The sequence below is a fragment of the Fructobacillus americanaquae genome (assembly GCF_024029775.1).
In the GTDB taxonomy this organism is placed as follows: Bacteria; Bacillota; Bacilli; order Lactobacillales; family Lactobacillaceae; genus Fructobacillus; species Fructobacillus americanaquae.
The window spans coordinates 345,963-358,233 of record NZ_CP097122.1 but is presented as its reverse complement, the minus strand read 5'-3'; the positions used below and the strand labels follow the sequence as shown (position 1 = coordinate 358,233).

General features: G+C 45.7%; 11 protein-coding genes. 10 read left to right on the top strand and 1 reads right to left on the bottom strand.

The window, feature by feature from the left end:
- The first annotated feature begins 6 nt into the window (after positions 1-6).
- The 4 genes from M3M36_RS01550 (at position 7) to brnQ (ending at position 4,427) form a co-directional block, all read left to right on the top strand.
- Positions 7-975, top strand: a complete 969-nt coding sequence (locus M3M36_RS01550; RefSeq protein WP_252774113.1) for a ribose-phosphate diphosphokinase — start codon at positions 7-9, stop codon at positions 973-975.
- Positions 972-1,898, top strand: a complete 927-nt coding sequence (locus M3M36_RS01545; RefSeq protein ID WP_252774112.1) for an SGNH/GDSL hydrolase family protein — start codon at positions 972-974, stop codon at positions 1,896-1,898. The genes M3M36_RS01550 and M3M36_RS01545 overlap by 4 nt, the downstream gene beginning before the upstream one ends.
- A gap of 2 nt (positions 1,899-1,900) precedes the next feature.
- The gene (locus tag M3M36_RS01540) at positions 1,901-2,893 is read left to right on the top strand and encodes an aldo/keto reductase (protein ID WP_252774111.1); all 993 of its coding nucleotides are present in this window, start codon (positions 1,901-1,903) and stop codon (positions 2,891-2,893) included.
- A 166-nt stretch (positions 2,894-3,059) separates the two neighbouring features.
- Positions 3,060-4,427 (top strand): branched-chain amino acid transport system II carrier protein, encoded by a 1,368-nt coding sequence (brnQ, locus tag M3M36_RS01535; RefSeq protein WP_252774110.1) that lies wholly within the window; start codon positions 3,060-3,062, stop codon positions 4,425-4,427.
- A 98-nt stretch (positions 4,428-4,525) separates the two neighbouring features.
- Here the strand turns inward: brnQ and M3M36_RS01530 are convergent, their stop codons facing one another.
- Positions 4,526-5,473 carry a sugar-binding transcriptional regulator gene (locus M3M36_RS01530; protein WP_252774109.1) on the bottom strand — a complete coding sequence of 316 codons (948 nt, stop codon included), beginning with the start codon at positions 5,471-5,473 and terminating at the stop codon, positions 4,526-4,528.
- A gap of 297 nt (positions 5,474-5,770) precedes the next feature.
- On the opposite strand from M3M36_RS01530, the gene M3M36_RS01525 reads away from it, so the two are divergent.
- From M3M36_RS01525 to citG, 6 genes are all read left to right on the top strand, one after another.
- Positions 5,771-6,922 carry an NAD(P)-dependent malic enzyme gene (locus M3M36_RS01525; RefSeq protein ID WP_252774108.1) on the top strand — a complete coding sequence of 384 codons (1,152 nt, stop codon included), beginning with the start codon at positions 5,771-5,773 and terminating at the stop codon, positions 6,920-6,922.
- Positions 6,923-6,958: 36 nt separating this feature from the next.
- Positions 6,959-8,020: a [citrate (pro-3S)-lyase] ligase gene (gene citC, locus M3M36_RS01520; protein WP_420842365.1), complete on the top strand. Its 1,062-nt coding sequence runs from the start codon at positions 6,959-6,961 to the stop codon at positions 8,018-8,020.
- Complete coding sequence (citD, locus tag M3M36_RS01515) at positions 8,010-8,303, top strand: citrate lyase acyl carrier protein (RefSeq protein WP_252774107.1); 294 nt, start codon at positions 8,010-8,012, stop codon at positions 8,301-8,303. The genes citC and citD overlap by 11 nt, the downstream gene beginning before the upstream one ends.
- Entirely contained in the window at positions 8,303-9,214 is a 912-nt protein-coding gene (citE, locus tag M3M36_RS01510) for a citrate (pro-3S)-lyase subunit beta (protein WP_252774106.1), read from the top strand. Before citD ends, citE begins: the two co-directional genes overlap by 1 nt.
- Positions 9,204-10,742, top strand: coding sequence for a citrate lyase subunit alpha (citF, locus tag M3M36_RS01505; protein ID WP_252774105.1), 1,539 nt, complete (start codon positions 9,204-9,206; stop codon positions 10,740-10,742). Before citE ends, citF begins: the two co-directional genes overlap by 11 nt.
- Positions 10,743-10,831: 89 nt before the next feature.
- A complete protein-coding gene (gene citG / locus M3M36_RS01500) occupies positions 10,832-12,262 on the top strand; it encodes a triphosphoribosyl-dephospho-CoA synthase CitG (RefSeq protein ID WP_252774104.1) in 1,431 nt (476 codons plus the stop codon).
- Positions 12,263-12,271: the final 9 nt, after the last annotated feature.

Below are 12,271 nucleotides of genomic sequence, written 5' to 3'. Positions count from 1 at the left end.
GTATTTATGACCGCCAATCCGAAATACCGTCTCTTTGATTTGGGTACCAACCCAGCTTTAACTGAGGCGATTGCGAAACAATTGCACACGCCTATTGCACCTGTAGAGATTCAGACTTTTGCTGACAACGAGATTTATGAAAGAATCGTGGATTCTGTCCGCGGAATTGACGTTTACGTTGTCCAACCAATCAGTGAACCAGTCAATGATAATTTTATTAAGTTGATGATTTTTATCGATGCCGCAAAGCGAACGTCAGCCAAGTCAATCAACGTGATTATTCCTTATCTTGGCTACGCTCGCTCAGACCGCAAGACGCGGTCGCGAGAACCAATTGTTGCCCGCCTGATGGCCAATATGTTGGAAAGTCAAGGTGTTAAGCGCGTCATGACGATGGACCTCCATACCAGTCAGGTGCAGGGATTCTTCGACATTCCTGTTGACCATCTAATTGCTATGCCTGTCCAAGCCAAATTTTACGAGGATCAAGGCTTGGTTGGGCCGGATGTTGTCGTGGTTGCCTCTGGTTCGTCGACTTTGAAATTAGTTCAGCGATTGGCTGAAGTCTTGCACGCTCAATGGGCGATTGTCGATCAAGACCGGGATCCGCGGGTGAAGGCCGCGGTAACTGGAAACGTTGCTGGTAAGCATGCCATCATTTTGTCAGATATGATTGATACTGGTGAGGCAACGGTCAAGGCGGCCATTGCCGTTCAAAAAGCGGGCGCAAAGACAATTGATGCCTTGGCAACCCACGCGGTCTTATCAGGAGATGCTTCTCAGAAACTTCAGGAGTCAGTGATTGATCGGGTAATTGTCGCTGATACAGTACCAATTCCAGCTGAAAAGCAGTTTGATAAATTGACGGTCATTACAGTGGCTAAGCTCTTTGCTGAAGCAATTGGTCAAGTGATTGCCCACAAATCGATGGCCAAGGTCTTGTTGAGCCCAGATCAACGTGAGGATGCCGAATGATAAAAACTGATTTATTACAGTTTGCCTCGCCGGAATGGTCGGCGCTAGAAGAGGGTGGGGTATTGACCTCACAGTATGGTGCGTATTTGTTCGTGAAAACCCAAGATGAGGGGACGTTGACACTGACTTTTGCAAAGCATTATCCTAACCTGATTTGGACGGTGACGATTGACGGTGAAAAATCAGAAGACCTCTTGGTCGTTGCTGACCACGTTAGCGTTCATCTGCAGGCTGGTCACGACTACCAGTTCACTTTGGACCAGTGGGAGACGGGGCAGGTTGATTTTTGGCGGACGGGCCTGGTATTAACCAATCTCGTTTGGTCGGGTGACGAAGATCTTTTGACAGTTTTGCCAAAGGATGGTTCGGTCACAAGGCCTTATTTGACTTTTGTTGGTGATTCAATTGTTGCCGGTGAATCAATGTCCGGTTCCAATCATGACCACCACCAACCGGTGTTATCGTTTCCGGCTTTGGTGGCCGAGCACTTTGACCGTCCGTTAAACCGAATCGCCTATGGCGGAACAGGGTTGACCGCCCGAGCGCCATTCCAGGAACCAAAGGCCATTGATGCCCTCTGGCAAGTCGGTGAAGGCATTAGCCGCCGACGGGTGGCAACGGACCGAGTGATCGTGGCCTACGGATTAAACGATGCTAACTATGGCGCTAGTGACCAAGAATTCGCTTTTGGTTTGCGCGTCTATTTGTTAGAATTAGTAAAACGGTTCCATGGTGCTAATTTTTATTTATTAACCCCTTGGAATGGTGCCTTTGTGGACATCGTTTTGGCAGAAGTTGCTCGCTTTAGTAACTTTACCGTTGTTCGAGCGGACCAGTGGGGGATTCAGACACGACCCTATCACCCTGATGTGTTAGCTCATCAGAAAATTGCAGAACAGTTAGTAGCAGTATTGGAGGAATAGACATGGTTTACCAAGCAGCAGAAGATCGTTATGAAAAGTTGCCTTATCGTCGAGTCGCTGATTCTGGCTTGATTGTCCCCGCCGTTTCCTTTGGCCTGTGGCGTAACCTTGGCGATACCAAGCCACTGGAAAATTCTCGTAAAGTCATTTTAAAAGCCTTTGATGAAGGGATTTTCTCTTTTGATAATGCCTTTAATTACGGGCCCAACAACGGAACCGCTGAAGAAACTTTTGGCCAGGTCTACAAGCAAGATTTGAAGCCTTACCGAAATGAATTGGTGATTACAACGAAGGCTGGTTACCATATGTGGCCTGGACCAATGGGCGAATTTTCTGGTCGAAAGACGTTGATTAACGCCTTAGATACCTCACTGCAAAAGATGAACTTGGATTACGTAGACATTTTTTATGCTCATCGTTTTGATCCAAATACGAACTTGGAAGAAACTGCTCTGGCCTTAGATACCTTGGTTCGCCAGGGAAAGGCCCTGTATGTTGGGGTGTCCAACTATACCGCAGCACAAACGCAAGCCATTGCTGAAATCTTCAAGGAACTGAAGACACCCTTCATCGGAAACCAAGTTTCTTATAACATGTTAAATCAGGAGCAAAAGAACTCAGGCTTGCTGGACACCTTGGACCAGCACCATGCCGGACTCTTTGCATATGGGCCATTGGCAGAGGGCTTGCTAACCGATCGTTATCTAAACGGTGTGCCAGAGGACTTCCCAATCCACAAGACGAATGGTTTCTTGTTTGAAAATGGTCGCGATGCTTTGGCCGCTAAGTTGCGGGCGCTCAATGAATTAGCCCAAGGTCGCCAACAGACGCTGACCCAAATGTCATTGGCCTGGTTGCTCCAAGACAAGCGGGTTGCTTCCGTGGTGATTGGAACATCATCCGTTGATCATTTGATGGACAACCTTGAATTTACGAAAAACTTGGACTTTTCTGCTGATGAATTGGCACAAATTGACCAAATTATTAACCAGTAATTTTGTAAAATTGAAAGACCAATTTTTGGTCTTTTTTTAGTGTTCTTAAGCAGTTCAAAATAATTTTTTACTAGCCAGTCAAGACTTTTTCTTGTAAAATTGATAGGTATTTTGTTATCTAAAAAACTTGTGTTGTTTAGATAACCATGAATGGAGTTTAATATTAATGGAAAAGAAACTTAGTTGGAAACAAGCGCTACTCTTGTTTTCATTGATTTTTGGAATGTTCTTTGGATCCGGGAACCTGATTTTCCCGGTTCACTTGGGACAAGTTGCAGGTGCGCAATGGGGCCCGGCTACGGTTGGCTTTTTGCTGAGTGCGGTTTTCTTGCCGCTGTTAGCTTTGGTTGCTTTAGCCGTTACTCGGTCTGAATCCGTTTTTGATTTGATTCGACCATTAGGACACAGACCAGCCACAATTTTCTTGGTTGCCTTACAGCTTTGCCTGGGACCAATCATCGTGGCGCCGCGAACGGCAACGGTTGCTTATTCGTTTTCCTTTGCTAATTGGCTGCCAAAGGGTCAGCAACAAATTGGTCTGATTGTCTTTACCTTGATTTACTTTATCCTCGTTTATTGGTCATCAACTCAGTCAACGAAGCTATTGGATATTATTGGCCGTTACTTAAACCCAATTTTCTTGGTTATGTTAGCATTTATCTTTATTTTGGCCATTATCGCACCAATGGGTTCCACCCACCAAATGGTGACGACGGCCTACCAAGGCAATGCGATTGCACCGGCCTTTATTGAGGGTTACAACACGGTTGATGCGATGGCAGCGCTGATTTTTGGGGTGACGATTGTGCATTCTATTCAAAAATTAGGTTACAAAAAGCCTGGTGAAATCGCGAAGGTCATCATTAAGACTGGCACCTTATCGATGGTTGTTTTGGCTGTGGTTTATATTGGGTTGATATTGCTGGGAACCACTTCCTTAGCCCATATGCCGATTTCTAGTAACGGTGCCGTTGCTTTGACCAATGTGATACTGTATTATTTTGGTCGCTTTGGTCAAATCTTTATCGCTGTGATGGGAACTCTGGCTGTTTTTACCACTGCCATGGGTCTGACAGCATCCTTTGCACACGATTTAAACCGCGTTTGGCCGAAGGTCTCTTATAAGGGATGGTTGGCTTTTGCCTCACTCTTGGCCTTTATTGTCGCAACATTAGGTCTTGACAAGATTATTGTTTGGGCTGTGCCTATCTTGATGTTCCTCTACCCCATTGCGATTGTGCTGATTCTACTGAGCCTGCTGTCACCATGGCTTGGTCAAGGCCGCTTGCTTTACGGTTGGGCACTGGGCTTGACGTTGATTGCGGCTGTGTTTGACGGCTTGTCAAACGCACCTTTTGCTAAGGACCTCGGCGGACTAGTTTCCTATAATGTTGGGACAACGACTCATGTCGGTTGGTACCAGGCCCATATTTTTGGTGCTGGTGCCGGCTTTGGTTGGATTGGCTTTGCCTTCTTTGGTATTGTGCTTGGCCTGGTTTGTCAAAAGTTTTTTGAAACAAAAACAAAGTCATAAAAAAAGGAGTGAAAACGATTTCGTTTTCACTCCTTTTTTGTGCATTGGAATAATTGTCCAGTAAAAAAGACTATCACTGGGATAGACTTTGTCGTGCTTTATTCAGTTTCTTCGTTGATAATTCGGTATGCCAACGATTCTGACATCACTAAGTCAGTTAAAAAGCCACCACGAAGGGCACCAAGGGCTGCTTTTGATTTCGCCTTAGAACGGACCACACCAATTCGCTTTGGTGTTGCAAGGATAGAATTCATATCCAAACCAACGACTTTGTCGGAACCAACGTTTAAGATATTGCCATTGATGTCGTATGGACGACCGTAAATCATGCCCGCAACTTCGCCTAACTTAACGTTGGGGAAGAGACGGTTGATGTTTTGGTTCCAAATGGCGATGGATTCAAGCGAAGCAATTGTGCCCATGCCAGTCAAAACTGTATCCATTTGTTTGGCCAAGTCGATGGTCTGTTTGATTGAAACGGCCTCATACAGACCATCGCGAACAGCATCATCGGCTAAATAGAGTGGAGCAGGGAGCGTTAAGAATTCACCGGCAACCTTTTTGGCAGCCCGTTCGACGATGCGTACGGAACCGGCCGTGGAATTGTACTTCATGTTTTCCCCGACGAATTGGGTAAACTTAATCTGATCTAAGGGATTGGACGTGATGGCATCAATCAGTGAGTACATCGTGTCACCCCAAGTCATACCGACGATATGGGGACCATTTTCCAAGTGTTTGACCACTAGATTGGCTGCGTAGTTTGAAATCAGGTCTTCAGTGGCACTGGTCGTGGTGTCATCTTGAATGATGTAGCAATTTGTGTTTGGAAATTTTTCCTTAAAAACTTGCTCTAACTGTGAATTACGGTTAGCAGAGGTGGCAATTTCAATCTTCACAACACCGGTTTTCACGGCTTCTGTCAGGTACTTGTTAATGAGGTACCGGGAAACGTCGTACTTGGTCGAAATTTCACCAAAGGACAACTTGTTTAAATAGTAGTCTTCAGAAATTTGCGCCAGTAAATTTGGATCCGTTGCGGACATATTGTCATCCTTTTCCTTCTATTATTGATTTTCTTTAATTTAATCCGTGATTTTTGGCTTAAACAAGAAATCATTAAATTGATTCTACTACAAAATTCAAGATATTTACAATCAAAGTGTCAAATATTTTAAAAGTAAGATAAATTCAAAGATGGCAAAAAACTTAAAATATTGAAAAAAGATTAATTATACATTTTTTTTGTAAAAATATTAAATATTTTTCTTTACAATCGACAATGCACAATTTAAAATGAATTTAGGATTTAATTCAAGTCTTCAAAAACAGAGGAGGCCAATATGGTAGATATGAATGAAGTCTTTGCACTTCATGAGCACCACCAAGGAGCCCTGACGATTCAAGGGACCTTTTCCATTAAGAATGCGACTGATTTAGCCAAGGCTTACACGCCAGGGGTGGCAGCTTTAGCCAAACAAATTGAGCGTCATCCGGCGGACCAAAAGAAGTACACCATTTCGGGTAAATTAGTACCGGTCATTACCGATGGATCGGCCGTTTTGGGGCTGGGAAATATTGGCCCTGGGGCTGGGTTACCAATTGTTGAGGGGAAGGCACTGATTTATAAAGAGTTTGCTGGTGTTGATGCGATACCGCTAGCTTTGAACCAGGTGTCAACCGAAGAATTTGTGGCAACAATTAAGGCAATGGCACCATCCTTTGCAGGCATTCATTTGGAAGACATTGCTGCACCGCGTGTTTTTGAAATTGAGCAACAACTCCAAAAGGCTTTGGATATTCCTGTTTACCATGATGACCAGACTGGCACGGCCATTGTTGTGCTGGCGGCTTTGATTAACGCTGCTAAGGTCGTGGGCAAGCCCTTGACAGAATTGAAAATAGTGATCAATGGTGTCGGTGCTGCCGGGGTTGCGACTGCCAAACTCTTATTAGCTGCGGGAATAAAAAAGCAAACGCTCGTTGACATTCATGGCGTCATTCGAGCAGATAATTCAGTTTATAACCGTTTTCAACGCGATTTAGCAAAGCAAGTTGAGCAAGTCCAGGGGGAAAGTTTAGATGATGTTATCGACCAACAAGACGTCTTTATTGGTCTGTCAGATGAACATCTTTTGTCGACTAACCAAGTTCGCCGGATGGCCGACAAGGCCATTATTTTGGCGCTAGCCAATCCGGTACCTGAAATTTTACCAGAGGAAGCCAAGACGGGTGGTGCTGCTGTGGTTGCGACTGGGTCTTCTCAATGGGCTAACCAGGTGAACAATATTTTGGCCTTACCAGGTCTGTTTAAGGGCCTCTTGGCGACTGATTTAAAATCAGTTTCAATCGCACTGCAGCTCCATGTTGCGACTGCCTTGGCTAACTTGGTCGAACAGCCAAGGGCGGGAAAAATTGTGCCCGCTGTCTTTGATGCTGGTGTGGTTGCAGCAGTTGAAAAGGCGGTCTTGGCTTTTGCCAAACAGGAACATTAAAGTAGCAAGCTCAGGGAAAAAGGTGGGGCGCCAATCGTGGAAAATATTCAACAAATTTATTTGACTAATCCAGCGACGAAAAAAGCTTGGCAACAGTTTTTGACCAGTCAAGGCCTTGATAACTTTTTCAACCAAGAATTGGCTGGACTCGATCAAACCTTTGCAATCTATGATGGCCAAGAACAAATGGTTGGAACTGGCTCGATTGCTGGGCAAACGCTAAAATATTTGGCCGTTTCGACGGCTGGTGCCTCCAAGGGAGCTCGGTTTAATCGCTTGGTTTCAATGTTAGAAACGACTTTAGCGCAAGAAGGAATCTTTCATTTATTTGTTTTCACCAAAGTGGAATATGAACAAAGCTTTGTCCATGTTGGCTTTACGACTTTGGCGAAGACGAATACGGGTCTGATTTTAGAAAAGGGCTTACCCAATGTCGCTAGTTTTCGGGCAGCACTACCTAAAAAACCAGCATCAGCAATGCGGGTAGCAGCGGTTGTTTTGAATGCCAATCCGTTTACCAAGGGACACCGGTACTTGATCGAAAAAGCGGCGCAGCAGAATGACTTCGTGTATGTTTTTGTGGTTGAGGAAGACCAATCATTGTTCACGACTGAAGAACGATTGGGCTTAGTTCAAGAAGGGACGAGCGATTTAACTAATATTGTGGTGGCAACCGGTGGCCCCTACATGGTCTCCAGCCTATCTTTTCCGGCTTATTTTCTAAAAGACGATAGTCAGCGGGTTTTTTATCAAACTCGGCTCGATGCCGCTTTGTTTAAAGAACAAATTGCCAAACCACTGGCCATCACAAGCCGTTATGTTGGCACGGAACCGTTATCGCAAACAACGGGTCAATATAACCAGGCGTTAGAAGAAGTCTTGCCGCCCGAAGTTCAACTTGTGCTGGTGCCTAGAATGCTGGAACCGGCAGGTAGTCAGCAAGTCATTAGTGCCCGAACAGTAAGAAAGGCGATTGCAGCTGGACGGGTTCAGGAGGTAGTTGATATGTTACCAGCGTCGAGTGTCTCTTTTATCGAAAATCACCTTACCGACTTACAAGCAAGAATCAAGAAAGGACAAAAAATCGATGGAAATTAAGAAAACTGCCTTAGCAGGAACGCTCGAATCTTCGGATGTTCAAATCGTGGTCAGTCAAGGCACGAATGGCCTGGAATTTGACTTGGTTTCAGCTGTCGCCAAGCAATTTGGAGATCAAATTCAAGCAACAATTGAAGCGGTGTTTGCTGCCTATGATATTCAAAATGCTGTCATTAAGGTCGTTGACCAGGGGGCTTTAGATCCTGTTATTAAGGCGCGGGCGATTACTGTTTGTCAACGGGCTTTGAACCAAGTTGACCAGCCACAGTGGGAGGTGCTCTAATGGTTACAAGTGAACGTTTACGAAGAACCATGATGTTCGTTCCTGGTAATAATCCGGGATTAATCAAGGATGCCGGAATCTTTGGGGCGGACTCGATTATGTTTGATTTGGAGGACGCGGTTTCACTGCCTGAAAAAGATGCTGCCCGTTACCTAGTTTATGAGGCATTATCCCGTTTTGATTACGGTGATGCTGAACGAGTTGTCCGCATCAACGGTTTGGATACCCCCTTTTATCAAAACGACATTAAAGCGATGGTCAAGGCCGGCATTGACGTGATTCGTCTGCCAAAAACGGAATCGGCTGAGATGGTCCAAGAACTTGAAAACTTGGTAGCGGCGGCAGAACAGGAATTTGGCAAAGAAGTTGGCTCGACGAACTTGATGGCCGCAATTGAATCGGCCAAGGGGGTTGTCAATGCCAATGAAATTGCTGCTGCTTCTAATCGAATGATTGGGATTGCACTGTCTGCCGAAGATTATACGACTGATATGAAGACCCACCGCTATCCGGATGGCCAAGAATTATTGTACGCCCGCAATGTTATTTTGCATGCCGCTCGAGCAGCAGGGATTGCAGCTTTTGATACAGTCTTTACGAACTTAGATGATGAGGAAGGCTTTATCCGGGAAACCAAGCTGATTCATCAGCTTGGTTTTGATGGCAAATCAGTGATTAATCCGCGGCAGATTCCTTTAGTGAACCAAGTTTATCAACCAAGTCAAAAGGAAATTGCTAACGCACAAAATGTGATTATGGCCATTAAGGCTGCCCGACAAAAGGGATCAGGTGTGATCGCCATTAACGGTCAGATGGTTGACCGACCGGTTGCGTTACGAGCAAAACGAGTAATGGCGTTGGCGCAGGCAAACCACCTTGTTGATCAGGAGGGAAATAACATTGAAGAATAAAGTTCAGCGTGAAATTCCAGATGAAACTTTGAACCAATACCATGATGGTGGTTTTGAATCAGTTGACTTTGGTCATCCAACAATTCAAAGGGTGGCACCAAAGGTGCAAGCACAGACTGGCCCTAGTAAGGTTGTTGATTCAATTCACCAGGTTGTCCATGATACTGTTCATGATGGCATGACAATTTCTTTTCATCACCATTTTCGTGAAGGTGACTTTGTCTTTAACATGGTGATGCGCGAAATTATTGATGCCGGTTATCAAAATCTTTCGTTAGCCCCTTCATCATTGACGAATGTGATGAATGATATTGTGGTGGAAGCAATCGAGAAGGGTGTGGTCACCAATATTACTTCTTCTGGGATGCGGGGGACTTTGGGGAATGCCATTTCCCACGGCGCCCTTAAAAATCCTGTGATTTTCCGCTCACATGGAAACCGAGCACGGGCAATTGAGTCCGGTGACATTCAAATCGACGTTGCCTTTTTAGGTGTGCCGAATGCTGATGAAATGGGGAATGCCAATGGAATGGATGGGGAAACTGCCTTTGGTTCTTTGGGTTATGCCCTGATGGATGCCCGTTATGCCAATAAATTAGTTTTGATCACAGATGATTTAAAGCCTTATCCCAATACCCCGGCCTCCATTCAGCAAACGCAGGTTGATTATGTGGTCAAGGTGGACAAGGTTGGTGACCCCGATAAGATTGGTTCTGGGGCGACCCGCTTTACCAAGGACCCAAAGGAACTGCAAATTGCTAAAATGGTGAACGAAGTTATCACACACTCACCATATTTCCAAGATGGTTTTTCTTTTCAGACTGGTTCTGGTGGAGCGGCGCTGGCCGTGACCCGTTTTTTGCGTCAGTCAATGCTTGAAAAGCAAATTAAGGCATCCTTTGCTCTGGGTGGCATTACCAAGCCAACGGTTGACCTCTTGCAAGAGGGCCTAGTTGCTAAAGTTATGGACGTTCAAGACTTTGACAAGGGGGCTGCTTTCTCGATGCGAGAGAGCCCTAATCAGCAGGAAATCGATGCATCATGGTATGCTGACCCGGCTAACAAGGGCGCCATGGTTGATAGGTTGGATGTGGCTATCCTTTCAGCCTTGGAAATCGATACTGATTTTAACGTGAACGTGATGTCAGGCTCCGATGGCGTCATCCGCGGAGCAATCGGTGGCCATCAGGATGCGGCAACGGCTAAGTTGACGATTATCTCCGCTCCCTTGGTCCGCGGTCGGATTGCCACGGTCGTTCCAGCGGTCACTACGGTGATTACACCGGGTGATTCAATTGATGTTTTGGTGACTGAAATTGGCGTTGCGATTAATCCAAAACGTCAGGATTTAAAGGACGCTCTGGCAAAGGTGCCGGGTCTGCCAATCTATTCAATTGAAGAGCTGCAACAACGCGCGGAGAAATTGGTTGGTCGACCTAAGCCACTGGTCTTCAAAGACCGGGTGGTAGCCTTGGCTGAATATCGTGATGGCACTTTAATTGATGTTATTAAGGAAGTGCAAGATTAACAGTTAGATTCGAGGGCTGGGAAACCGGCCCTCTTTTCTATTGCAGTCGGTGCTTGTTGTTTTTGTTAGAATAGACAATAGAAATCAGTTTGGAAGGAAAGAAGATGCTGGAATTGTTTGCCGATGGTCAGGCAGTTACCTTAGACCAAGTTTTAACTAATCGCGAGTGGCGGTCAGCCGTACAGCAACAATTGGCGATTGATTTTCCTGACCAGGTTGTTTTGGCGGTGAAGCTAAATATCGCCGGCCCAATTAAAAATAGTCCAAAGATTCAGCAAGTTTTTATGGCTGGCTGGCAGGTCATTCAGCGGGCTTGCGCGGATGCTGCCATTAAAAAAGTTTATGTGGATGAACAGCGCATAACCGGTCCCGAGGCCTTTTTGGTTCTAGACGGCCAGATAAAAAAATGGAAGCAGAAGTTGGTGCACTTCGAGGACAACTTTGCTCTTGGCCGTTTGTTTGATTGTGATGTTATGACTGATTCGGCGGAAAGCTACCAATTTTCACGCCGAGACCTTGGTTTATCTCCTCGGCCTTGTCTGGTTTGTGATGACGATGCCAAGGTCTGCGCTAAAAAAGGGCGTCACTCGCTTGCTGCTGTTCAGGCTGCTAGCAATCAGTTGTATAGAAATTATTTTGTGACTGATTTAATCTTGCCAAAATGGTCGCAAGATTTTGTGGCGGATGCAGCGCTTGCTGCTTGTTTGCAAGAAGTTGTTTTAGCACCAAAGCCAGGTTTGGTTGACCCGCTTTCAGCCGGGGCCCATCACGACATGACGGTGATGACCTTTGTTGATTCAGCCGTAGCACTAAGGCCATACTTTGAGCGGGCTTTTCAATTGGGACAAGACTGTAGTCAGGCGGAGGCAATGGATTTGTTAAAGCTCCTGCGCCCAGCAGGTGTTGAAGCCGAACAGGCCATGTATCTGGCCACAAACGGGGTGAATACGCATAAGGGTGCGATTTTTACGTTGGGGATTCTCATTGCCGCTTATGGCTTGGCAATTCAAGGTAAAGAAGCAACGACCTTGCACAAGGTCTTACATTTTGTTCGAAAAATCAGCGCCAATATCTTAGAGAATGACCTGGTTAGCCCGAACCCCAGTGACTGGAAAGCAGAAACAGCTGGCTCCTACCAATACCGGACTTACCAGTTAACAGGAGTTCGGGGTGAGGTTGCTGCCGGCCTGAAAGCGTTAGCACAGGTTGGTCTGCCGACATTACGGGATCGGCCGGGCTCCATGACAAATCGTCTTTTGGATACGCTAATGGCACTGGCGGGAGCAATACAGGATTCGACGCTGATTAAACGTGCCAAGACGAAAGCAATTGTTCAACAAATGCAAGACTGGGTCGATGAATTTTTCACCCTGGGTGGTGCTGAGACAGCAGCCGGTCAAAAATACTTAACGACGTTGAATCAAACGATGATTGAACAAAATTTGAGCATTGGTGGGGCGGCAGATTACCTGATTTTAACTATTTTTATTGGTCGCTTATCGGGATTGTTGTCATCATAAGCAAAAGAA